The sequence below is a fragment of the Agrobacterium sp. 16-2014-1-2a genome, from assembly GCF_053522705.1.
The window spans coordinates 48,924-71,791 of the sequence record NZ_JBNWBX010000002.1 but is presented as its reverse complement, the minus strand read 5'-3'; the positions used below and the strand labels follow the sequence as shown (position 1 = coordinate 71,791).

Below are 22,868 nucleotides of genomic sequence, written 5' to 3'. Positions count from 1 at the left end.
GGAGGTGAGGAGAATTTCCGGCTAACTGGAGGAGAACTGACATGACGCATTCATTGCTCAACCCAACGCGTCGCGCCTTTCTGGCAGGCACGGCAGCGATCGGTGGCAGCGCGGTGCTCGGCATCCGCCCCGCATCGGCGGCGGTGAACTGGAAAAAACACGCCGGCACCACGCTTGAAGTCAACCTGGTCAAAAGCCCGCGCAGCGAAACGCTGATCAAATATCTGGGCGAATTCGAGGAACTGACCGGCATCAAGGTCAATGCCGAAGCAACGCCTGAACAGCAGCAGCGCCAGAAGGTGGTAATCGAGCTTTCCTCCGGCAAGCCAAGCTTCGACGTTGTGCATCTGAGCTACCACGTGCAGAAGCGACAGTTCGAAAAAGGCAAGTGGCTGGCCGATATCAGCGGCTTCCTGAAGGACCCGTCGCTGACCGATCCGTCCCTCGTCGAAAAGGATTTCGCCGAAGCCGGCATGCTGTTTGCCAAGGATAGAGACGGCGTGCTGCGCTCGCTGCCATTCTCGGTGGATTACTGGATCGTCTACTGGAACAAGGAACTCTTCGAAGCCAAGGGCCTGAAATACCCTGAGACCTTCGAGGAACTGGTGACGGCAGCGGAAAAGATCACCGATCCCGCAACCAACACCTACGGTTTCGTCGCCCGCGGCCTGAAGAACGCCAACACCCCGGTCTGGACTTCGTTGATGCTGGGCTACGGAGCAAAGCCGATCGGCGCGGACGGAAAGGTCGACACCGAATCCAAGGAAGCGGTCGAGGCAGCGAAACTCTATCAACGCTTGATGACCAAAGCCGCCCCTCCCGGCGTTTCCGGCTTCAACTGGGCCGAAGCGCAGTCTGCCTTCCTTCAGGGCAAGATCGGCATGTGGTTTGATGGCGTCGGTTTTGCACCGCCGATCGAAAACCCGGAAAAATCCCGCGTGGTCGGCAAGGTCGGTTACGGTGTCATGCCGAAGGGCCCGGCAGTACAGGCGGCCGGCACCTTCGGCGATGGCCTTGGTGTCGTCGAAGCCAGCAGCAAGAAGGAAGCGGCCTACCTCTTCTGCCAATGGGCGATCTCGCACGACATGGGCGCGCGCCTGTTGCAGGCGGGTGCAGGCGTGCCGTTCCGCCAGTCCATCCTCGAGGACCAGAAGGTGCGTGAGGGCGTGAAGATGCCGGCCGCCTGGCTGGATGCGGTCGTCGGTTCCGGCAAGGTCTCGCAGCTTGCCCTGCCGGTCATCATTCCGGTCACGGAATTCCGCGACATCTACGGCGTCGGCCTCACCAACATGATCGGCGGCGCCGACCCGGCAGCTGAGCTGAAAAAAGCGACGGAACAGTTCGCACCCGTTCTGGCGCGTAGCGAGGGATAATGGTCTCCGTGAGCATCGAAAACACCAAAACAGGCGTCAGCCGGAAAGAAGGGAGCAGGCCCGCAAGGCTTGCTCCTAACTACTGGCCTTTCGTTATACCGGCACTTGTCGTCATCTCGGCGGTGATCGTTTTTCCGTGGGTCTTCACCCTGTGGATGAGCGTGCATCGCTGGACTCTCGGACAGGAGCAGAGCTTTATCGGTTTCGATAACTATATAAGGCTCGCAAGCGACGTGAGGTTCTGGGAATCGCTCTGGCACACCCTCATCTATACCGTGCTGTCGGTCGTCGCTCCGCTGTTTCTGGGAACATTGGCGGCGCTGGTTTTCGATGCGCAGTTTCCGCTGCGCGGTTTTCTGCGCGGCGTGTTCGTGATGCCTATGATGGCGACCCCGGTCGCCATCGCGCTCGTCTGGACCATGATGTTCCACCCGCAGCTCGGCGTTCTGAACTATCTCTTGTCCTTCATCCATATCGGACCGCTGGAATGGATCTACAACCAGTCCACCGTCATCCCCTCGCTGGTGCTGGTGGAAACCTGGCAATGGACGCCGCTTGTCATGCTGATCGTGCTCGGCGGACTGGCTGCAGTACCCCGCGAACCCTATGAGAGCGCCGAAATCGATGGCGCCAACGCCTGGCAGAAGTTTCGTTACCTGACCATGCCGATGATCGCGCCGTTCCTGATGATCGCCGTCATCATCCGCTCCATCGATGCCGTCAAAAGCTTCGACATCATCTACGCGATGACGCAGGGCGGCCCTGGCACGGCCTCGGAAACCATCAACATCTACCTCTACAACACGGCGTTTTCCTACTACGACATCGGTTACGGCTCGGCCATGGCCGTTGTCTTCTTCATCATCATCGTGGCGCTGTCCTTTGTGCTTTTGATGGTGCGCCAGCGTGCGCAATGGAACGAGATGGAGGATCGCTGATGGCTCGCCAATTGCTCAAACGTAAAAACCTCGACCGCATCGGCCTGTTTTTCGTGGCGCTGGTGATGATTTCGCCTGTCATCCTGTTCTTCATCTGGATGATCTCGCTGTCGCTGAAATATGAAATCGACAACGGCGCCTATCCGCCGATCCTCATCCCCGAGCGTTTCGCATGGTCGAACTATGTGAAGGTGTTCGAGGAGAATAATTTCTTCCTCTATTTCTGGAATTCGGTGCTCGTCACCGGTGCGGCCACTATTCTGGCGCTGGTGATCGGCGTGCCTGCCGGTTACGGCATCGCCCGACTGAAGGCGGAAAAGTCGGCTGTCGTCATCATGATCGCCCGTATGACGCCCGGCCTCTCCTTCCTCATTCCGCTATTCCTGCTGTTCCAATGGCTGAACCTGCTCGGCACACTCTGGCCGCAGATCATCATCCATCTCGTGGTGACGGTTCCGATCGTGGTCTGGATCATGATCGGTTATTTCGAAACCACGCCGAAGGAACTGGAAGAAGCGGCAAGCATCGATGGCGCATCCTCCTGGCAGGTGTTCCGGCTGGTGGCGTTGCCGATTGCCAAGCCCGGCATCGTCGTTTCCTTTATCCTCGCGGTCATCTTCTCGTGGAACAACTTCGTCTTCGGCATCGTGCTGGCCAGCCGTGAAACGCGTACCCTGCCGGTGGCGGTCTACAACATGCTGTCCTTCGAACAGGTGAGCTGGGGACCGCTTGCCGCAGCCGCGCTGATCGTGACGCTGCCGGTGCTGCTGCTCACCATGTTCGCGCAGAAACAGATCGTGGCGGGCCTGACCGCCGGCGCCGTCAAGGGCGGCTGAATCAACCAATTAAAAATACGGGAACCAAAAACATGGCACCGGTCAATATTCTAAACGTCCAGAAGCGCTTCGGCGCGGTCAATATCATCCACGGCATCGATATCGATATCAAGGATGGCGAATTCGTCGTGCTGGTCGGCCCTTCCGGCTGCGGCAAATCCACCCTGCTGCGCATGATTGCGGGGCTTGAGGAAGTCAGCGACGGCGAAATCCACATCGGCACACGCGAGGTCAGCAACCTGCCCGCCCGCGACCGCGATATCGCCATGGTCTTCCAGAACTACGCCCTTTATCCGCACATGACGGTGAAGGATAATATGGGCTTCGCGCTGAAGCTGAAGAAGGTGAGCGCCGACGAAACCAAGGCCAAGGTCGACAAGGCCGCCGCCATTCTGGGGCTGGACAAGCTGCTCGACCGTTATCCGCGCCAGCTTTCCGGCGGCCAGCGCCAGCGTGTGGCCATGGGACGCGCGCTGGTGCGCGATCCGCAGGTCTTCCTGTTCGATGAGCCGCTTTCCAACCTCGACGCCAAGCTGCGCGTGCAGATGCGCGGCGAGATCAAGGCCATGCACCAGCGCATCGGCACCACCACCATCTACGTCACCCACGACCAGGTGGAAGCCATGACCATGGCCGACAAGATCGTGGTGCTGCATGACGGGGTGATCGAGCAGATCGGCGCGCCGCTGGAGCTTTACGACCGCCCGGCCAACCTCTTCGTTGCCGGTTTCATCGGTTCGCCTGCGATGAATTTCATTCGTGGACGCGTCGAAGAAGGCGTGTTCCGCACCGTGAAGGGCTTAAGCCTTCCCCTGCCCGCCAACAGCGACATCGCCGCACTGGGCGGCCGCGACCTCGTCTACGGCGTGCGCCCGGAACATATCCGTGCAGCAAGCGGCGGTATCGAAGGCCGGGTCGAACTGGTCGAAGGCACAGGCTCGGAAATCTATGCCAAGCTGAACTGCAAGGGCGACGAGATCGCCTGCCTGTTCCGTGAGCGGCTGGACGTGCGGTTCGGCGATACGATCCATATCGCCATCGACCCGGAAATGGTTCACCTTTTCGACAAGGCAACCAGCAAGCGCATCTAAGGCGCATGCCGAGTAAAATTGCGTAAGACAAAGACATAGGGTGACGGGCATGGACAGCCAACACGAGAGCCGCAAACATGTGCTGTGCGTGGGTGCAGCCGTGCTCGACACCCTGTTTCGCGTCCATGACATGCCAAAGGGCGAAGGCAAAGTCCTGCCTTACGAAATGTTGCAGGTCGCCGAGGGCATGGCATCCAGCGCAGCCTATGCGGTGCACCGCATGGGCGGCCGCGCCAGCCTTTGGGGTGCTGTGGGCGACGACGAGACCGGAACCCGTATCCTGCGCGATCTCGCCGAAAGCGGTATCGACACCACAGGCATGACAGTCGCCGCCGGCGCACGCTCCGCACTCTCCACGATCATTATCGATGATCGCGGTGAGAGGCTGATCGTGCCTTTTTATGATCACAGGCTGTATGAGAAAAAGCGCTCCTGCACACCAGCGGACCTCGCCGCTTACGACGCCGTGCTGGTGGATGTTCGCTGGCCGGAACTGGCGCTCGATGTTCTTGATGTGGCACGCGCGCTCGGCAAACACGCCATTCTCGACGGCGACGTCGCGCCGGTCGAAACCCTCGAAAAGCTCGCACCCGCCGCGACCCACATCGTTTTTTCCGAACCCGCCGCCGCCCGGCTGACGGGGCTTGAGACGGTAGAGGACATGCTGCCGGTGCTGCACGCCCGCTACCCGCAGACCTTCATCGCCGTCACCGCCGGACCGGCAGGCTGCTGGTGGACGGAAGCTTGCGATCCCACTGTCCATTTTCAGGAAACGATGCAGGTCAAGGCGGTGGATACGCTGGCGGCAGGCGACATTTTCCACGGCACCTTTGCGCTTGCCATAGCCGAAGGCATGGAAAGCCGCGCCGCCATCCGGCTCTCCTCCGTTGCCGCTGCGCTCAAATGCACGGTCTTCGGTGGTCGCATCGGGGCGCCCACACGCGAAGAGACCGAGGAAGCCATGCGGCAATGGCTGGAGCGGGAGCGTGAACGGGGACCGGCGCTACGCGCCTTCTGAGCGCATCCATTGCCCGCATAAAACTATTCCATTTTTGCGATGCCGTTTCCCGGCGAACTAGGCTAACGTCAAGTCAGAGCAAAGCTTTTCGCAAGCCGCGCTTGTTCCACCTTGAGCCTGCATTCCGCAAAAGTGATCGCCCGATGCATCAGACGACCCGCCCGAGACTGCGCGATATCGGCTTGCCGCCCGGCCATTTCGAGACCGGCCCGCTCAATGCCATCACCGATGTCGAAGGCGTGACGATCGGCCATTCGACCGTCATCGAAGGCGACACGATCCGCACCGGCGCAACCGCGATCCTGCCGCATGGCGGCAATCTTTTTCAGGACAAGGTGCCTGCGGGTTTTGCGGTCTATAACGGCTTTGGCAAATTTGCCGGCTCGACCCAGATCGAGGAACTCGGCGAACTCGAAACGCCTGTCATCCTCACCAATACGCTTGCAACCGGCCGGGCAATCGAGACGATCAACCGCCACACACTGGCGCAGCCGGGTAACGAAAAAGTGGTGTCGATCAATGCGGTCGTCGGAGAGACCAACGATTCCCGCCTCAACGACATCCGCGCTGGACGCCCGACCGTCGAGGAAATTTCGGCCGCGCTGAAAAACGCTGCCACAGGCCCGGTGGCCGAGGGCGGCGTTGGAGCCGGGACCGGCACGGTGGCTTTCGGCATGAAGGGCGGCATCGGAACCGCATCCCGCATCGTCACCGTCGCGGGGGAGGCCTATACGCTCGGCGTTCTCGTGCAGTCCAATTATGGCGGCCATCTTCTCGTCTGTGGCAAAGCCTATGTGAGCCCGGAGCACAAGGACAAGGACGGCTCGATTGTCATCATCATCGCAACCGATGCGCCGCTGTCTTCGCGCAATTTGAAGCGCTTGGCCGCTAGGAGCTTCGGCGGCCTCTCGCGCACCGGTGCGGCACTGAGCAATGGTTCCGGCGATTACGCGCTGGCATTTTCGACCAACGAGCGCCTTCGCCGCACGCCCGCACGCCGTAAGGCAGTTACAGACTATCCTGAGCTCTCCAACGATGCGATCTCGCCGCTCTTCGAAGCCGCAATAGAGGCAACCGAGGAGGCGATCCTCAATTCGCTCTGCGCGTCAACAACAACATCAGGCTTCAACGCTGGAACCGGCAAGGCCGCAACGGTTGAGGCCATTTGCATCGATACCCTTAAAACCCTTCTTTCAGCCTGACTTTTCCAGACGGAGTTTTCATGACTAGCCAATCCGGTCGCATCGTTTATCTCAACGGCGAATTTCTGCCCGAGGCGGAAGCCCGCCTTTCCATCTTCGACCGCGGCTTCCTGTTCGGCGACGGCATTTATGAAGTCACCTCCGTTCTCGAAGGCAAGCTGATCGACAGCGACCTGCACATGGCGCGGCTGGAACGCAGCGCCCGCGAAATCGACGTGCCGCTGCCGGTCACAACAAAGGAAATCGTCGAGGCCGAACGTCGCCTGATTGCCGACAACAACCTTGTCGAAGGCATGATCTACCTGCAACTGACGCGCGGCGCGGAAGACCGCAACTTCCTGTTTTCCGCCGATTTGAAGCCGACGCTGGTGATGTTCACGCAGGCCAAGAAACTCGTCGGCACCGCCGTGGAAGAGGCCGGCATTGCGGTCAAATCCGTTCCCGACCAGCGCTGGGCGCGCCGTGATATCAAGACCGTCTGCCTGCTGCCGCAGGTCATGGCAAAACGCATCGCCAAGGCTGAAGGCTGCGATGAGGCGTGGATGATCGAGGATGGTTTCGTCACCGAAGGCGCATCCTCCACCGCCTATATCATCACCGGCGACAGGAAGATCATCACCCGCGGCAACAGCAACAAGACCCTGCCCGGCTGCACCCGCCTTGCCGCCCTGCAACTGGCCAAGGAGGCCGGTTTCACGCTGGAAGAACGGCCTTTCACGCTGGAAGAGGCGATGAACGCAGACGAAGCCTGCCTGACCAGCGCCTCCAACTTCGTGGTTTCGGTGACGAAGATCGACGGCAAGCCGGTGGGTGATGGCAAACCAGGCGCGATGGTGAAACGCCTGCGCGCGCTCTATCTCGAAAACGCCCACCGCACCGCGATCTGACCGGGATCAATCTTCGAGAACCGCCCATATGCGCTCGACAACGGGACGGCGGTTCTCCTTGGAACGATAAAGCCGGATATCCACGGCAATATCGAAACTGTGATCGGCGGCACGCACCAGCGCGCCGCTATCCAGCTCGTGCCGCATCAGGCTTTCCGGCACCCAGGCAACACCCCATCCCGCCATCGCCATGGCTTTCAGCCCCACCGACATGCTGCCCTCATGCACCCGCTCGAATTTCGGCAGGCGCGCACTCAGGAGATCGCGCAACAGCGGCCCGAAGAACGATGCTTTTTCGTAATCCAGATAGGCAAAGGGTTTTTTCGCGCTTTCCGTCAGGCTGTGCAGCGGTGCGCCGTCCTCTGTGGGGGCGGAAACGGGAATGATGTTTTCCGCGCCAAGCACGCGGAATTCGAAGGTCTGCGCATCGAGCAGCATCGGCACTTCGGGGTGGGCGTAGGTCAGAAGGAAATCGCTCTGCCCGTCCACCAGCGAATTGAGGTTCTCCTCCATGCTGCCGGAATCAGGCCGCAGAACCGAAAACAGCGGTCCCGCCTTCTCGTTCACCCGTTTCAGCCAGTCCGGGAAGAAGGTGAAAGACAGCGTGTGCAGCGCCGTCAGCCGCACTGTTCTGGCATCCTCACCGTCTTCCTGCAACAGGGTGCGACGGGCGTGGTAAAGCTGCTTCAGGGTTTCCTGCGCCACCGGAACGAACTTCACCCCGGCCTCGGTCAGCCGTGAGGGATAGGAAGCGCGATCGACCAGCGTCGCGCCCACCCAGGCTTCCAGCTGCTTGATCCTCCGGCTGAAAGCGGATTGCGTCACATGCCGCTCTTCCGCCGCCTTCGAAAAATTGAGCGTTCCGGCCAGCGCCAGGAAATCCTCGAGCCATTTGACTTCCAAGGGCCTGTTCTCCCACAAAGATGTTGAACCGGCCTTTAGCTGGAACAAGGGTCTTTATTAGGAGCAATAGCAGCTGATTGAAACCCTCTTAAAGGCTTCTTGAATATTCGATCATTCGCGCCCGGCTCGCCACAAGCTCTATCCGGCTGTCGCTCAATTGATTGAGGCAGATGCGCTTCGTCCACGGCCCGTCCGAGAGCGTGAAGAGGAAGCGACCATTGCCGAGCGCCGTCAAAGGCATGGAGCGGCGCGTGGGACCGATACCCATGGTCAGCGACGAACCGGAAATCGTAAATTCCGCCCCTTCGGTAGAGCGCCAAGTTCCGGAAAGCTCATCGGGCACCGCATGGTCGCCAACCGGAAGGAACCGACGAGCGGCGTGGCCTGCCTCGCCGACGATCGCGTCGCCCTCGAGCCTCAGAAGCATCGGAGAGGATGCGGAGCGCGATGACACCCAGCCATCGGCATCTTCATAAAGCGTGTCGTCGCCATCGATGAAGGTCGAGGTACTGCCCTTGATCTCCAGCCACCACGGTCCGCTTTCGGTGACATAGAGGCCTTCCGGCAAGCTGGCGGCGGGTTTGGGTAAAGGCAAACCGGTCAGGGCCGCCATGCTTTCCAGCGCAATCTTGAAGCCGTCGGTATCCTCGCGGTTCGATACCACGACGAAACCCGTGCCGTTTTCCGGATCGAGAAGGAAGTACGTCTTGTAGCCGGGATGCGAACCGCCATGACCGACGAAACGTCTGTCGCCGAGATGTGACCAGCGCAGGCCGAGACCATATTCGCTCATCCGTCCATCGGCGAGCCGCCGCTCGGTGGAAAGCCCGTCCAGAACGGCGGCAAAGCTGCCCTCTCCGCGCATCAGCCCCTGCAGCCAGCGGGTCAGCGCTTCGGCACTGCCGGCAAGACTGCCCGAAGCGGAAATATGCAGCCCCGCCGCCGAAAGTTGCCAGTTGCTTTCAGCCTTCCAGTAACCCGGCACCAATCCGTCCACCGGATCGTTCCAGACGTCCGGCGCCTTTAGGAAAACACCGAACGGTCCGGCAATTTGCGTCTGCACGAAATCGTCAAAACGGAAGCCATGGCGCTCCAGCGCCGCCTCGACCAGACGATAACCGGTATTCGAATAGGAAACCTCGCTGCCGGCCGGAAAGTTCAGCCGGGTCAGCCGCGACAGATAGTCTAGAAGCGGGCCGGCCTTCGTTTCGGTGTAGACGGAAAGACCAAGCAGCGAGAGGCATTCGCGCGTGTCCGGCAACCCGCCGCTCATATCCAGCGCCTGCCCGACAGTGACGTCGCGGAGCGGCGATTGCAGCTCCGGCAGATGCGTTCCGAGCGGATCGTCAAGCCCGATCAGATCGGAATGGGCAAGCACCATGGCGCAGAAGGCATGTTTGGTGACGGATGCGTAACGCACCACGCTTTTCGGCGTGAACGGCGTAAACGTCGAAAGGCTCTCAACCCCGCCCGCATGGGCAAAACGGATGCCATTGAGATCGAAACCGATCACTGCTCCGCCTGGCTCGTTGCCGGCCCATTGCGAGACGAAACTCTCGGCAAGCGTTGAAGCGGCGTTCCAGTCGAATTGCTGTGACATTGTTCGGTCTCGTGTCTTCGTGGGTCTTGTGGGAAGCCTCATACCGCTGCCGCGACCTTCTCGCCGGTGGGAAGAAGAAGCGAGCAGCACCCGCTCGATCTATGTGCGACGTGGGCTCAAGCCGGCTCTTCCAACCGGATACTCAGGCTGCGCAACTCTTCTGTATGCGGGTGTTTCGTGCGGCCTTCGCGCAGATCGCCTGCATTCAGCTGCTCGACCATTTCACCATTCAGCATCACGCCCACCTGTGGGCACAGATGCGCGATAACAGCCAGATTGTGGCTGACGAGGATATAGGTGAGGTTGCGCGCCGCCCGCAGATCCTGCAACAGGTTCAGGATTTCCGCCTGCACTGAAACATCGAGCGCCGAAGTCGGCTCATCGAGCAGCAGGACCTGCGGATCGGCAATCAACGCACGCGCAATCGCCACGCGCTGACGCTGACCGCCGGAGAGCTGGTGCGGGTAACGGAAGCGCACCGCCTGCGGCAGGGCCACATCCGATAGCGCCTGCTGGATGCGTTTTTCGATATTGTCCATGCCGTGCACCAACGGCAATTCGCTGAGAATGCGGTCGATGGTCTGGCGCGGATGCAGCGAACCATAGGGGTCCTGAAACACCATCTGCACCTGCCGGAAGAATTCCGGCGTGCGCTTCAGCGGCGCATCCTTGCCGGCAAAGGCGATGCGGCCTTCCCAGCTTTCATTAAGGCCGGCCATGGCGCGCAGGATGGTGGACTTGCCCGAGCCGCTTTCGCCAACGATGCCGAAGCTGCCGCCCTTTTCGACCGAAAAGGACACGCCCTTCACCACTTCACGGTCGCCGAACTTGATACGGAGATTTTCGACGTCGATCATAGGCTGGACCACGCTGCATCACGGTTGAGAACGGGAAGACGCTCGCGCGGATGCGTCAGCGAGGGAATGCAGTTCAAGAGACCCTGCGTGTAAGGATGCTGTGCTTTCAGGAGTTCGGAAGCTTTCAGTTCCTCCATCACCCGGCCGGAATACATGACAGCCACGCGGTCGCAGAAATGCGAGACTAGCGGCAGGTCGTGGCTGATGAGGATGAGACCCATGCCGCGTTCCGATACCAGCTCCTCGATCAGCCGCAGGATTTCCGCCTGCACCGTGGCATCGAGAGCGCTTGTCGGTTCGTCGGCGATCAGAAGCTCTGGATCAGGCGCCAGCATCATGGCGATCATGACACGCTGGCCCATGCCGCCGGAAACCTCGTGAGCGTAGGACGAAGCGACCTGGCGCGGATTGCGGATCTTCACCTGATCGAGCAGAGCGATTGCCGCCTCCATGGCCGCACGCTTGCTGCCGCCCTTGTGGGCGCGCCAGGCTTCCGCGATCTGTGCACCCATGGTCTTGACCGGGTTCAGCGAATATTTCGGATCCTGAAGGATGAAACCTGCCCGTTTTCCTCGGATCTGGCGCATCTGCTTTTCACTGGCGGAAAGCACGTCGATACCGTCGAAGGAGAGCTTGTCGGCCCTGATATCAGCATTGGAGGGCAGAAGCTTCATCAGCGCGCGCGCCGTGAGGCTCTTGCCCGAACCGGATTCACCGACGATGCCGAGCTTTTCTGTTCCGAGCTTCATGGAAACACCGCGCACCGCCTCGAAGCGGCTGGTGCGGGTCTGGAACGCGATCTTCAGATTTTCGATTTCGACCAGCATGGCTCAATGTCCCTTCGGGTCGAGCACGTCGCGCAGACCATCGCCAAGGAAGTTGAAGGCGAGCGAGACGAGGAAAATGGCGATGCCCGGAATGGTGGCGACCCACCATTGTTCGAAGATGAAGCGCTTGGCCGTCGCAATCATCGCACCCCATTCCGGCGAAGGCGGCTGCGCGCCCATGCCGAGGAAGCCGAGGCTTGCGGCGGTGATGATGATCGAGCTCATGTCGAGCGTGATGCGCACGATGAGGCTCGGCACGCAGAGCGGCGCGATGTGACGGGCGATGATGCGCCAGGCGGAAGCGCCTGTCAGCCGGTAGGCCGCAACGAAATCGCTGCCGCGAACCGTCATGGTTTCGGCGCGAGCGAGACGCGCATAGGGCGGCCAGGCGGTGAGCGCGATGGCGAGAATGGCGCTTTCGACGCCAGGCTTCAGCGCCGCGACGAAGGCAAGCGCCAGGATGAGGCGCGGGAAGGCCAGGAACACATCGGTCACCCGCATCAACACCGTATCGACGATACCACCGAAATAACCGGCGATGCAGCCGATGGCGAGACCGATCGGCGCAACGAGAACAACGACGGCAATGACCATGCCAAGCGTGACGCGACCACCATAGAGAATGCGGGAAAGAATGTCGCGACCCAGCTCATCCGTGCCGAACCAGTGCTCGGCACTCGGGAAGGCAAGGCGGTTGCCGAGGTTCTGCGCGGCCGGATCGTAAGGCGCGATGAACGGCGCCAGCAGCGACAGCGCAATGAAGACGATGATGATCGTGAGACCGACCACCGCCAGCGGATTGGACTTGAGGTTCAGCCAGATGCGGTACCGGTTTCCCCAGGCAGCCTGCCTGCGGGAATGCGGCGTCTCATCCAGAGCCCAGTTTCTGAAAGTTGCTAACATCATCGAACGCGGGGATCCATTACTCGGTAAAGTACGTCTGCGAGCAGGTTGAGGCCGACATAGATCAGGCCGATCAACAGGGTCGCTCCGACGACAGGGTTCATGTCCGCGTTCATGAGCGAGACGGTGAGATATTGGCCAAGGCCCGGCCAGCTGAAGACGGTTTCCGTCACCACGGCACCTTCCAGAAGGCCGGCATAGGTGAGTGCGAGAACCGTGACGAGCTGTACGGCAACCGTCGGGAAGGCGTGCCCCCAGATAACGGTCATTGCCGAAAGCCCCTTGGCACGGGCGGTAATGACATATTCGCCCTTCAGCGCATCGATCATGAAGGCGCGTGTCATGCGGGTGATATAGGCCATGCTGAAATAGGCAAGGATGCAGACGGGCTGCACCATATGGGCGATGGCGTCGTAAAACGCGTCCCAGTCGCCGGCAAGCAGCGTATCGACCGTCATCAGGCCGGTGACCGGCGAGATCATGCCGTCATAGATGATGTCCTGCCTGCCCGGTCCGGGTGCGACGCCAAGCGTGGCGTAAAATACCAGCAGCGAAATCAGCGCCAGCATGAAGACGGGCACGGAATGGCCGGCAAGGCAGACGACGCGGATGATCTGATCCGTTAACTTGCCCTGCTTCACGGCGGCCCATACGCCGAGCGGAATGCCGATCAGCGCAGCGAGAATGAGTGCTGCCGTAGCAAGCTCGAAGGTGGCGGGGAAAACGCGCTTGATATCGATCCAAACCGGGTTGCGGGTCAGGATGGAATTGCCGAAATCACCGTGCAGCACCTGCGACACATAGTGGAAAAACTGAACGACCAGTGGCTGGTCCAGGCCCATTTCGGCCCGAACCCGCACAATGACGTCTTCAGGCGCGTTGTCGCCAACTGCCGCGATGACAGGATCGACAGGCATGACGCGCCCGATCAGGAAGGTGATGACCATCAACCCGAACAGCGTCAGAATGACGCTGCTCAGTGTCGACGATATGCTTTTGACGCGCTTGTTCAATGTTACGCTTTCTTAGCATCGTGGTAGGAATTGCCCTCGGAGAGAACGCCGAGTTCAAAGCCGGAAACGCCCTTGCGGAACGCGGCCGTCTTCGTCGTCTGGAACATGAAGACGAAGGGGCTGTTTTCCATGTGCTCGCGCTGCAGCGCTTCATAAAGCTCGATGCGCTTTGCCGGGTCCTTCTCGTCGCGGGCGGCTTCTGCCTTCGCGGCAAAGTCGTCGTTCTTGAAGCGCGAACGCCACAGGAAGGGCTTGGACTTGGCGTCGTCGCCATTGTCCTTGTTGATGTTGAAGACATCGGCATTGGAATGCGGATCGAAATAATCCGTGCCCCATGCGGAAAGCGCCATCTGGTGTTCGCGGCCGCGCATCTTGGTCAGAACCTGACGGTTCTCGGCAGATTGCAGACGCACCTTGATGCCGATATCGGCAAGATTTGCCTGGATGGCCTGCGCCAGATCCGGGTAAGGCTGGGCGGAATAGTGATCCATGGTGATTTCGAAACCGTCGGCAAGACCGGCTTCCGCCATCAGCGCCTTGGCCTTTTCGACATCGCGCTGGTACGGCGTGTCGTTAACGGCGCCGGGGAAACCTTCCGGCTCGAAGCTCTGGTGAACCTTGTGCGTCAGCGGCACAATGTTTTCCTGCATGCCCTTGTAGTCCAGCGCCCATTTGATGGCCTGCCAGACCTGTGGCTTGGCAAGGTTCTCATTGCCCTGATTAAGCGAGATCAGCACCAGCGAGGCGATGCTCTTGCGCTGCAACTCGATGTTGGCGTCGTTCTGGACGGTACGCAGCTGTTCCGAGGTCAGGTCGCGGGCAATGTCGATATCGCCCTTCTGCAACATCAGAAGCTGGGAAGACGGATCGGTGACATGGCGCAGGATGACGCGCTTGATGTTACCCTTGTAGGGGCCATTCGGGTTGACGGTGAGCGCTACGCTCTCGCTCGGCTTCCAGGCCTGCAACATGAAATCGCCGGAACCGGCGCTGTTTTTCTGCAGCCAGCCATTGCCGAGGTCTTCGCCCGAGGCATTTGCCAGCACGGCCTTCTTTTCAACGATCGCGCCGATATTGGCGGAGAGGCAATAGAGCAGGAACGAGATTGCGGTCGGCTTTGCCGTCGTCAGCTTCACTGTCTTTTCGTCGGCGGCAACGATGGTGGTTTCGGCATTGTCAGGCGTGAAGCCGAACTGGCCGATGATGAAGGCCGGGCTCTTGTTCATCTTGATGGCGCGCTGCAGCGAAAAGGCCACGTCTTCCGCGGTCACTTTCGCACCGCTCGAGAAGGTCGCATCGTCACCGATCACAAAGGTGAAAACCTTGCTTTCCGCATCGGCTTCCCAGGACTTCGCGATGACCGGATCGACCTTGGTGGAATCTTCACGGTTCGCCCGCACCAGCTTCTGGTACATGTTGGACATGATTTCACCGCCGACGGCTTCGAAACCCTCATGCGGATCAAGGCTCGTCATGTTGTCCAGCTGCTGCGCGACCACCAGAATATCCTTGGGCGTCGCAGCAAATGCCGGAATGTGCGCATAGGACAGGAACGGTACGGCAGCGCCGGCAATCAGCAGGTTGCGTCTTGAAATCATCGAAAATCCCCTTTCGGACCTTATTTTTCGGAAACGGTATGGGTTCGCCCCAATCCAGTCATTTTTTTTATGTTTTCCCGCGATTACCACGAGCAAACGAGGCGCGACCAATTCCAAATTTGGCAGAGCCTATGCATGGATTGCATTTGCTCCGACCTTGACCTTTCCTCTACCAATTCTCAAAAGTCTGACGACCGCGCGACCGCGCCCCGCCCGTATCCAAAGGTGAATGACCATGACCGATGAAAAAACCGTACCCGTCTTCGACGGCCACAACGACGTGCTTCTGCGGTTATGGCGATCGGGAAATGCCTCTCCCGAAACGCTTCTCATCGAGGGTGATACGGTCGGCCATATCGACCTGCCGCGCGCCAGGAAGGGCGGGTTGGCCGGTGGCCTCTGCGCCATCTACGTCCCCTCGCCCAGCATGGAGAAGGACGCGAACGGCGACTTTACGACACCGGCTGAAGCGGACGCGCTGAAGGCGACGCTTGGCATGGCGGCCCTGCTGTTCCGCGCCGAGAAACAATCAGGCGGTGCGCTGAAAGTCTGCCGCACGGCCGCCGAGATCCGCAGCGCGATGGCAGAGGGCGCCTTTGCCTCCGTCTTCCATATCGAGGGCGCAGAAGCGATCGGCGCCGATCTGGATGCGCTGCATGTTCTCCACGAGGCTGGCCTTCGCACGCTCGGACCGGTCTGGAGCCGCCCGAACATCTTCGCCTACGGCGTTCCCTTCCGCTTCCCGTCGACACCGGATATCGGCCCCGGCCTCACCGATGCCGGAAAACGGCTGGTAAAGACCTGCAACGAATTGAAGATCATGGTCGACCTGTCGCACATGAACGAACAGGGTTTCTGGGACATCGCGAAGATTTCGGACGCACCGCTGGTGGCGTCCCATTCCAACACCTATGCGCTGTGCAACCACAGCCGCAACCTGACGGACCGCCAGCTGGACGCGATCCGCGACACAGGCGGTCTTGCCGGCATCAATTTCGGCGTTCTGTTCCTGCGACAGGACGGCGTGAAGAACCCGGCTACCGATCTTGGCGAACTGGTCCGCCATGTCGACTATATCGTCAACCGCATCGGCATCGATCACGTCGCACTCGGCTCGGATTTCGACGGCACCACCATTCCAGCAGCCATGAAGGATGCGGCCGATCTGCAATTGCTGGTCACAGCCCTGCGCAACGGCGGTTATGACGACGCCGCACTCGCCAAGATCTGCTATGGCAACTGGGTACGCGTGCTGGAGAAAACGTGGGGCGCGTAACGCGCCCCGACTTTGGCATTCTCCCCGGACTTCCGTGCCGGAGACATGAAGCGGCAGGCCTCAGGCCTTTGCCGCTTTCTTTTTGCCCGTGGACCGAAACGCCAGCAGGCCTGCGACCAGACCAGCAATGGCCCATTTGATCGGCAGTACATCCGCCGTCTCGCTACGGATCGGCAGAACGGTCACTGTTCCCGGACGCGATTCATATCCGGCCTGCCCGCCGGCCTTCGCATCAGCGATCTGCTGCGGCGAGACAACCCATTCGGCGCCCCGCATCTTGTCATAAGCCATGTAGCCGCCGCCCACCAAAAGGGCTGCGATCAGCGAAATTACTATTCTTGTAGGCATGTTCATTTTGCATTTCCTTCAATTGAAAGAAGCGTTTAATCACATCAAACATCGCCTCCAAGCAATCGGAACGTTTAATTCACGGAGTTTTTGATCTAAAATTTGAACATCGCTCTTTTTGGTTGCATTTTTCATTTTAACGGCGAAAATCTCATTGGTTTGTCGCCAAACTTCACATCGACACGTCACGCATTTCTGCTAAGCAAATTTCCTCAACCGAAACGAATTAGCGACACAATCCTGTGGTTCGCCAACCAAGGGACTGGCGCTGGAAAAAGCAAATGGCAGACAAGAGCGAAATTATACAGACCGATATTACCGAATCCCCGGTTGAAAGCTTCTTTGCCAGAAACCGGCCCTATCTGACGGCCATCGCCATTACGCTCATCTTCGTGATGATGACGTTTGCGATTTACCGCCTCACATCCGAAGTGCGATACGATGATGTGATCGCAGCCCTTCTGGACACTTCGCTTCCGGCCATTCTTCTTGCAATGGTCTTTACGGCGCTGAGCTTCCTGTCGCTGATTTTCTATGACGCCAACGCGATCGAATATGTCGGAAAAAAGGTGCGCTTCCCGTCCATGGCGGCCACCGCTTTTGCCGCTTACGCCATCGGCAACACTGCTGGATTTGGCCCCTTGAGCGGCGGCGCCATACGCTTTCGCGCCTATTCCAGGCTGGGACTTTCGCCGGGTGACATCGCCCGTGTCATCGCCTTCGTCACGCTGTCCTTCGGGCTGGGGCTTTTGTCTGTCAGCGCCCTTTCGACCTTCATCGTCGCACCACGCATCGCGGCCATCATCGGTCTCGACCCGACTGTTCTAAGGGGCGGAGCGCTCGCCGTCATTGCCGTTCTCGTTACCACCGCCTACGTCGGCCGCAACGGCAAGGCGATCCGGCTCGGCAAATGGCGACTGCGCCTTCCCGACAGCCGCACCTCCTCGCGCCAGTTCCTCGTCTCCGCCTTTGATATCGCCGCCTCCGCCTCCGTGCTTTACGTGCTCCTGCCCGAGACGCATCTCGGCTGGCCGACATTCTTCGCGATCTATGCCACCGCCGTTGGCCTTGGCGTTCTCAGCCACGTTCCCGCCGGTCTCGGTGTGTTCGAAACGGTCATGGTAGCCGGGCTCGGCAACGCGATCAGCGTCGATCAGCTGCTCGGAAGCCTCGTTCTTTATCGCGTCATCTATCACGTCCTGCCGCTGGTTGTTGCCATTCTGGTGATGATCGTTTCCGAAATGAAGCAGTTCGCGGCCAAGCCGGTGGTCTCCGATATCAGCCAGCTTGCCGTGCGGCTGGCGCCACCGCTGCTCTCCACCTTCGCGATCATTCTCGGCACCATGCTGATCTTTTCGAGCGTGACGCCGACGCCCGGCAGCAATCTGGATTTCCTGTCGAATTTCGTGCCACTGCCGATCATCGAGGCGGCGCACTTTCTGACGAGCATTCTCGGCCTTGGCCTCGTTGTCGCCTCCCGCGGCCTCGGGCAGCGGCTGGATGGGGCGTGGTGGATTGCCCTTGTCGCCGCATCGCTGGCGCTCATCCTGTCGCTGGTGAAGGCGATCGCCGTTTTCGAGGCAATCTTCCTCGGCATCTTCATCGCGGCGCTCGCCCTCAATATGCGCAGCTTCAACCGTCATGCCTCGCTGGTCAAACAGGCGCTGGGACCGAGCTGGCTCGCTGCTATGGCCGTCATCATCGCCGGCGCGGCAACGATCCTTCTGTTCGTCTACCGCGACACCGATTACAGCCACACATTGTGGTGGGAATTCGAGTTCTCCGAAGAAGCCCCGCGCGGTCTGCGCGCCCTCCTCGGCCTGGTGCTCGCTTCCTCCACCATTGCAATTTTCAGCCTGATGCGGCCCGTCACTTTCAAGCCGGATTCCATCCAGCCGGAAGACGTTGAACGTGCAACTGACATCGTCATGCAGCAGGATTCGGCCGACGCCAATCTGGTGCGCATGGGCGACAAGCATGTGATGTTCTCGGAAAGCGGCAGCGCCTTCATCATGTACGGCATTCAGGGCCGGTCATGGATAGCCTTCGCCGATCCCGTCGGCAACGAGGAGGATTTTCCCGATCTGGTCTGGCAATTCGTGGAATCCGCCCGTTCGGCGGGTGCGCGCGCCGCCTTCTACCAGATTTCGCCCTTCCTCCTGTCCCATTGCGCCGATGCGGGCCTGCGTGCCTTCAAGCTTGGCGAACTGGCACTGGTCGATCTTACCGCGTTCGAATTGAAGGGCGGCAAGCTCGCGACCCTTCGCCAGTCACTGAGCCGCGGCGCCCGCGACGGGCTGACCTTCGAAGTTGTCAAGCAATCGCATGTTGCCGATATTCTGGATGATCTCAAGCAGGTCTCGGATGGCTGGCTCACCCACCACAATACAAGGGAAAAGCGATTTTCTCTTGGTGCGTTCGAGCCCAACTACATTCTCTCCCAGCCCGTCGCCGTGCTGCGCAAGGATGGCAAGATCACCGCCTTCGCCAATCTGATGGTGACGGACACCAAAAAGGAAGCCACCGTCGATCTCATGCGCTTTTCACCGGATGCACCGCGCGGCTCGATGGATTTCCTCTTCGTCAGCATCATGCAGCATCTACGCGAGGCGGGATATGAGAGCTTCAATCTCGGCATGGCACCCATGTCCGGCATGTCGAAGCGCGATGCGGCACCGGTCTGGGACCGCATTGGCAGCACGCTTTTCGAACATGGCGAACGTTTCTACAACTTTAAGGGCCTTCGTGCGTTCAAGACGAAGTTCCACCCGAAATGGGAACCGCGTTACCTCGCCGTACAAAATGGCGCAGACGCCGCTCTGGCGCTGATGGACGCGACGGTTCTGATCAGTGGCGGTGTCAGAGGAGTGATCGGAAAATGAGAAAATACAGCATGCTGAAGGCAGCCCTTGCCGCCTCCGCCCTGTTCCTCTCCCCATTGTTTGCTTCCAGTGCCGCCTTTTCGCAGGATAAGCCAGCCTATGACACCGGCATGATTCCCGCCGAGCACATCATGGTGCCGGATGGTGAAATTCTCGCCAGCGTCTTCCTGATTTCCGATGCGGACGGATGGACCGGCACCGACGACGAACGCGCCAAAGCACTGGTGGAAAAGGGTGCCGCGGTGGTCGGCATCGATTTCAAGGAATATCTGAAGGCACTCGAGGCCGATGATGACGAGTGTATCTATATGATCTCGGACATCGAGTCGCTGTCGCAGCAGATCCAGCGCACCGCCGGGACGGCCAGCTATCGCCAGCCTATCCTCACCGGCATCGGCAAGGGCGGAACGCTGGCGCTCGCCATGATCGCGCAAAGCCCGGTCTCCACCGTTCAGGAAGCCATCGCGGTCGACCCCAAGGCTGGCCTGCCGCTTGAGAAGATACTCTGCACCCCCGCCACCAAGGACAAGGTGGACGGTGAAACGGTTTATGGCCTGACCGATGGCCCGCTGCCAGCTCCTGTCAGCGTGCTGTTCACGCCCGATGCGGATCAGAAGGGCCGCGACCACGTTAACGCCCTGGTGAAGCTTCATCCCGATATCGAAGTGACTGATGTGACAGGCAAGGCGGATGAGATTTTGTCCCAGACCCTGTCCGACAAGGTCGATGCGGCGGGCGACACCAGCAGCCCGCTAGGCCTGCCGATCACGGTCCTCGAAACGAGCCCGGCGATGGACACCATGGCGGTGATCTATTCCGGTGACGGCGGCTGGCGCGATCTGGACGAGGAAGTCGGCGGCGCGCTGCAAAAGCAGGGGATACCTGTGATCGGCGTCGATGCCCTGCGTTACTTCTGGAAAGAAAAACAACCGCAGGAAGTGGCCAATGACCTTGCGCGCATCATCGACACCTACCGCAAGGAATGGAAGGTTCGGAACGTCGTGCTGATCGGCTATTCCTTTGGCGCTGATATCATTCCCGCCACCTATAATCTCCTGCCCGAACGCGCGAAATCCCATGTCGTGCAGCTGACGCTGCTTGGACTTTCGACCGAAGTCGATTTCGAGATTTCCGTCCAGGGCTGGCTCGGCGTTGCCGGCGAAGGCAAGGGCGGCAAGACCATCGACGACATCGTCAAGATCGATCCGAAGCTGGTGCAATGCGTCTATGGCACGGAGGAAGAGGATGAAGACCCCTGCCCCGGCCTGAAGGCAAAGGGCGTGGAGACGGTCGGCATCGAAGGTGGCCACCATTTCGATGAGGACTATGAGGGGCTTGCCAAGCGCATCGTGACCTCCCTGAAAACCCGGCTACCGAAATAGGCTGTCGCAACCTCTGCGGCTTCGGGAGAATTCCCGAAGCCCATACTTCCATCAGAATTCAATCACCCGAAGCGCCGCCGGCAGGATGTCGGCTCCCCGACTTGCCGATCTCGGCTCGCAAACCTTCCTTGAAGGTTCCACGCATCACGGCCATACTTGCGGAATCGATTAAACTATTATTCAAAAGAAATATGCTGGCAGCGGATATCCATGGCATTTCCGCAACCATGCTTCTGTTGATTGCCAATCATAGATTTTATATTTCCCGACCGGTTCAGGGGCCGCCGCATGCTCGCACGAAAGACCAAAACTCCAGTTCTCGTGGAACGCATCGACCAGTTCGTCGGTCGGGTCAGGGAGGCGATGAAAAGCAGCGAGACGTTGCGAAACAAAAAAATCCGCGATCTTTGGGACGCAGAGGTCCGCTACCATTTCGACAATGGCCGCACGGAAAAGACGCTCGAACTTTACATCATGAAATATCGCTATGCCCTGAAGGCCGAATTTGGCGCAAAGAGCACCCCGCTTGCCATCTGCAACATGAAAAAGCTGCGGGAGCGGCTGAAGACCTATATAGAGCGGGCCGACTATCCGAAAACCGGCGTGGCGACCTCCATTGTCGAAAAGATCGAACGGGCGGAGTTCAACACCGCCGGCCGCAAGCCGACAGTGCTTTTGCGGATCGCGGATTTTATTGCAGCGATGAACGGCCTGGGCTCGAAAGAAGAGATGCAGGCCTTGTGGGACGCCGAAATCGCCGTCATGAAGGGCCGCGCCCAGACGACGATCATTTCCTACATCACCAAATATCGTAACGCCATCCGCGAAGCCTTCGGTGACGACCATCCGATGCTGAAGATCGCCACCGGCGATGCAGCGATGTACGACGATGCGCGCCGGGTCAAGATGGAGAAGATCGCCAACAAGCACGGCGCGCTCATCACATTCGAGAATTACCGGCAGGTGCTGAAGATCTGCGAGGATTGTCTCAAGTCCAGCGATCCGCTGATGATCGGCATCGGCCTGATCGGCATGACGGGGCGACGCCCCTACGAGGTCTTTACGCAGGCCGAGTTTTCACCCGCCCCATATGGCAAGGGCGTTTCCAAATGGAGCATCCTGTTTAACGGCCAGGCCAAGACGAAGCAGGGCGAAGGAACGAAATTCGGGATTACCTACGAGATCCCGGTCCTTGCACGCTCCGCAACCATCCTGTCCGCCTACCAGCGCCTGCGCGAAAGCGGGCAGGGAAAATTGTGGCACGGCATGTCGATCGACGATTTTTCATCGGAAACCCGCCTGCTGCTTCGGGACACGGTTTTTAATCTGTTCGAGGACCTCTGGCCGAAGGAAGAACTGCCCAAGCCCTATGGCTTGCGGCACCTTTATGCGGAGGTGGCGTATCACAATTTCGCGCCGCCCCATGTCACCAAGAACAGCTATTTCGCGGCCATCCTTGGACACAATAATAACGACCTCGAAACCTCGCTGTCCTACATGACCTACACGCTGCCGGAAGACCGCGACGATGCATTGGCGCGAGCTAAACGCACGAATGAGCGCACTTTGTTGCAGATGGCGACCATCGCCCCCGTCTCCCGCAAGAACCCGTAGCGGTACCCGAAACTACCCTAGAAAAAGCCTCTAATACGGCCTTGCCTCAGGATAGCGCTGAACACGCTGCCAGCGGTATTTTCGCATGTCTGTCCCAACAGCCCGGACAAATGTGCCGCCCTCAGCTTTTGCCAAGTCTTTCCCCTTTGTCTGCCGGCGTGGTGTTGGCTTTGGCGCTTGGGGCCGCCTCTGCCTGCACGCGATCTGAACGCAGCCACGCACCAAACAATCAATATAAATCTCAACTAATTTAATAATACAAAATATTTACTCTAAATATTACTTTTAATTATACAGCTACGCGCAAGACTATACTGCAA

Annotated in this window: 19 protein-coding genes; 11 read left to right on the top strand and 8 right to left on the bottom strand. The window is 59.5% G+C overall.

Features of this window, described 5'->3' with window-relative positions; genetic code table 11:
- Positions 1 to 41 precede the first annotated feature (41 nt).
- The 7 genes from ACQZ45_RS09170 (at position 42) to ACQZ45_RS09140 (ending at position 7,345) form a co-directional block, all read left to right on the top strand.
- Complete coding sequence (locus ACQZ45_RS09170; RefSeq protein ID WP_113292356.1) at positions 42 to 1,373, top strand: ABC transporter substrate-binding protein; 1,332 nt, start codon at positions 42 to 44, stop codon at positions 1,371 to 1,373.
- Entirely contained in the window at positions 1,373 to 2,311 is a 939-nt protein-coding gene (locus ACQZ45_RS09165) for a carbohydrate ABC transporter permease (protein ID WP_111795904.1), read from the top strand. The genes ACQZ45_RS09170 and ACQZ45_RS09165 overlap by 1 nt, the downstream gene beginning before the upstream one ends.
- Positions 2,311 to 3,147, top strand: coding sequence for a carbohydrate ABC transporter permease (locus ACQZ45_RS09160; protein WP_003504003.1), 837 nt, complete (start codon positions 2,311 to 2,313; stop codon positions 3,145 to 3,147). Before ACQZ45_RS09165 ends, ACQZ45_RS09160 begins: the two co-directional genes overlap by 1 nt.
- 32 nt (positions 3,148 to 3,179) lie before the next feature.
- Complete coding sequence (locus ACQZ45_RS09155) at positions 3,180 to 4,238, top strand: sn-glycerol-3-phosphate ABC transporter ATP-binding protein UgpC (protein ID WP_113292355.1); 1,059 nt, start codon at positions 3,180 to 3,182, stop codon at positions 4,236 to 4,238.
- Positions 4,239 to 4,287: 49 nt separating this feature from the next.
- The gene (locus ACQZ45_RS09150) at positions 4,288 to 5,256 is read left to right on the top strand and encodes a sugar kinase (protein WP_113292354.1); all 969 of its coding nucleotides are present in this window, start codon (positions 4,288 to 4,290) and stop codon (positions 5,254 to 5,256) included.
- Positions 5,257 to 5,399: 143 nt separating this feature from the next.
- Positions 5,400 to 6,458: a P1 family peptidase gene (locus ACQZ45_RS09145; protein ID WP_003514107.1), complete on the top strand. Its 1,059-nt coding sequence runs from the start codon at positions 5,400 to 5,402 to the stop codon at positions 6,456 to 6,458.
- A 20-nt stretch (positions 6,459 to 6,478) separates the two neighbouring features.
- Complete coding sequence (locus ACQZ45_RS09140) at positions 6,479 to 7,345, top strand: D-amino-acid transaminase (protein WP_003514109.1); 867 nt, start codon at positions 6,479 to 6,481, stop codon at positions 7,343 to 7,345.
- Positions 7,346 to 7,351: 6 nt separating this feature from the next.
- On the opposite strand, the gene ACQZ45_RS09135 is transcribed toward ACQZ45_RS09140, so the two are convergent.
- The 7 genes from ACQZ45_RS09135 to ACQZ45_RS09105 all read right to left on the bottom strand — a co-directional run bounded on the left by ACQZ45_RS09135 (position 7,352) and on the right by ACQZ45_RS09105 (position 15,046).
- The gene (locus ACQZ45_RS09135; RefSeq protein ID WP_003514111.1) at positions 7,352 to 8,248 is read right to left on the bottom strand and encodes a LysR substrate-binding domain-containing protein; all 897 of its coding nucleotides are present in this window, start codon (positions 8,246 to 8,248) and stop codon (positions 7,352 to 7,354) included.
- 88 nt (positions 8,249 to 8,336) lie between these two features.
- The gene (locus ACQZ45_RS09130) at positions 8,337 to 9,848 is read right to left on the bottom strand and encodes a serine hydrolase domain-containing protein (protein ID WP_003514113.1); all 1,512 of its coding nucleotides are present in this window, start codon (positions 9,846 to 9,848) and stop codon (positions 8,337 to 8,339) included.
- Between the two features lie 116 nt (positions 9,849 to 9,964).
- Positions 9,965 to 10,705 (bottom strand): ABC transporter ATP-binding protein, encoded by a 741-nt coding sequence (locus tag ACQZ45_RS09125; RefSeq protein WP_003514115.1) that lies wholly within the window; start codon positions 10,703 to 10,705, stop codon positions 9,965 to 9,967.
- Positions 10,702 to 11,532, bottom strand: a complete 831-nt coding sequence (locus ACQZ45_RS09120) for an ABC transporter ATP-binding protein (protein ID WP_003503986.1) — start codon at positions 11,530 to 11,532, stop codon at positions 10,702 to 10,704. The genes ACQZ45_RS09125 and ACQZ45_RS09120 overlap by 4 nt, the downstream gene beginning before the upstream one ends.
- Before the next feature lie 3 nt (positions 11,533 to 11,535).
- Positions 11,536 to 12,438 (bottom strand): nickel transporter permease, encoded by a 903-nt coding sequence (nikC, locus tag ACQZ45_RS09115; RefSeq protein WP_003514116.1) that lies wholly within the window; start codon positions 12,436 to 12,438, stop codon positions 11,536 to 11,538.
- A complete protein-coding gene (locus ACQZ45_RS09110) occupies positions 12,435 to 13,448 on the bottom strand; it encodes an ABC transporter permease (protein WP_003514118.1) in 1,014 nt (337 codons plus the stop codon). The genes nikC and ACQZ45_RS09110 overlap by 4 nt, the downstream gene beginning before the upstream one ends.
- 2 nt (positions 13,449 to 13,450) lie before the next feature.
- Positions 13,451 to 15,046, bottom strand: coding sequence for an ABC transporter substrate-binding protein (locus ACQZ45_RS09105; RefSeq protein ID WP_003514121.1), 1,596 nt, complete (start codon positions 15,044 to 15,046; stop codon positions 13,451 to 13,453).
- Positions 15,047 to 15,281: 235 nt separating this feature from the next.
- Between ACQZ45_RS09105 and ACQZ45_RS09100 the strand changes: the two genes are divergently transcribed.
- On the top strand, positions 15,282 to 16,322 hold the full coding sequence (locus ACQZ45_RS09100; protein WP_025594419.1) for a dipeptidase: 1,041 nt from the start codon (positions 15,282 to 15,284) through the stop codon (positions 16,320 to 16,322).
- 60 nt (positions 16,323 to 16,382) lie between these two features.
- Here ACQZ45_RS09100 and ACQZ45_RS09095 read toward each other — a convergent pair whose 3' ends face one another.
- A complete protein-coding gene (locus tag ACQZ45_RS09095; RefSeq protein WP_003514125.1) occupies positions 16,383 to 16,676 on the bottom strand; it encodes a hypothetical protein in 294 nt (97 codons plus the stop codon).
- Positions 16,677 to 16,951: 275 nt separating this feature from the next.
- Here ACQZ45_RS09095 and mprF point away from each other — a divergent pair, with 275 nt between their 5' ends.
- The 3 genes from mprF (at position 16,952) to telA (ending at position 22,548) form a co-directional block, all read left to right on the top strand.
- Entirely contained in the window at positions 16,952 to 19,552 is a 2,601-nt protein-coding gene (mprF, locus tag ACQZ45_RS09090; RefSeq protein ID WP_113292352.1) for a bifunctional lysylphosphatidylglycerol flippase/synthetase MprF, read from the top strand.
- An 11-nt stretch (positions 19,553 to 19,563) separates the two neighbouring features.
- The gene (locus ACQZ45_RS09085) at positions 19,564 to 20,934 is read left to right on the top strand and encodes a virulence factor family protein (RefSeq protein WP_113292351.1); all 1,371 of its coding nucleotides are present in this window, start codon (positions 19,564 to 19,566) and stop codon (positions 20,932 to 20,934) included.
- Positions 20,935 to 21,222: 288 nt separating this feature from the next.
- The gene (telA, locus tag ACQZ45_RS09080) at positions 21,223 to 22,548 is read left to right on the top strand and encodes a telomere resolvase TelA (protein ID WP_019565051.1); all 1,326 of its coding nucleotides are present in this window, start codon (positions 21,223 to 21,225) and stop codon (positions 22,546 to 22,548) included.
- Positions 22,549 to 22,868: the final 320 nt, after the last annotated feature.

Coding starts and splice junctions, on each gene's coding strand:
- ACQZ45_RS09100 (WP_025594419.1), top strand. CDS start 15,282: ATGACCGATGAAAAAACCGTACCCGTCTTCGACGGCCACAACGACGTG.
- ACQZ45_RS09120 (WP_003503986.1), bottom strand. CDS start 11,532: ATGCTGGTCGAAATCGAAAATCTGAAGATCGCGTTCCAGACCCGCACC.
- telA (WP_019565051.1), top strand. CDS start 21,223: ATGCTCGCACGAAAGACCAAAACTCCAGTTCTCGTGGAACGCATCGAC.
- ACQZ45_RS09095 (WP_003514125.1), bottom strand. CDS start 16,676: ATGAACATGCCTACAAGAATAGTAATTTCGCTGATCGCAGCCCTTTTG.
- mprF (WP_113292352.1), top strand. CDS start 16,952: ATGGCAGACAAGAGCGAAATTATACAGACCGATATTACCGAATCCCCG.
- ACQZ45_RS09160 (WP_003504003.1), top strand. CDS start 2,311: ATGGCTCGCCAATTGCTCAAACGTAAAAACCTCGACCGCATCGGCCTG.
- ACQZ45_RS09130 (WP_003514113.1), bottom strand. CDS start 9,848: ATGTCACAGCAATTCGACTGGAACGCCGCTTCAACGCTTGCCGAGAGT.
- nikC (WP_003514116.1), bottom strand. CDS start 12,438: ATGATGTTAGCAACTTTCAGAAACTGGGCTCTGGATGAGACGCCGCAT.
- ACQZ45_RS09085 (WP_113292351.1), top strand. CDS start 19,564: ATGCTGAAGGCAGCCCTTGCCGCCTCCGCCCTGTTCCTCTCCCCATTG.
- ACQZ45_RS09170 (WP_113292356.1), top strand. CDS start 42: ATGACGCATTCATTGCTCAACCCAACGCGTCGCGCCTTTCTGGCAGGC.
- ACQZ45_RS09165 (WP_111795904.1), top strand. CDS start 1,373: ATGGTCTCCGTGAGCATCGAAAACACCAAAACAGGCGTCAGCCGGAAA.
- ACQZ45_RS09155 (WP_113292355.1), top strand. CDS start 3,180: ATGGCACCGGTCAATATTCTAAACGTCCAGAAGCGCTTCGGCGCGGTC.
- ACQZ45_RS09145 (WP_003514107.1), top strand. CDS start 5,400: ATGCATCAGACGACCCGCCCGAGACTGCGCGATATCGGCTTGCCGCCC.
- ACQZ45_RS09125 (WP_003514115.1), bottom strand. CDS start 10,705: ATGATCGACGTCGAAAATCTCCGTATCAAGTTCGGCGACCGTGAAGTG.
- ACQZ45_RS09140 (WP_003514109.1), top strand. CDS start 6,479: ATGACTAGCCAATCCGGTCGCATCGTTTATCTCAACGGCGAATTTCTG.
- ACQZ45_RS09105 (WP_003514121.1), bottom strand. CDS start 15,046: ATGATTTCAAGACGCAACCTGCTGATTGCCGGCGCTGCCGTACCGTTC.
- ACQZ45_RS09150 (WP_113292354.1), top strand. CDS start 4,288: ATGGACAGCCAACACGAGAGCCGCAAACATGTGCTGTGCGTGGGTGCA.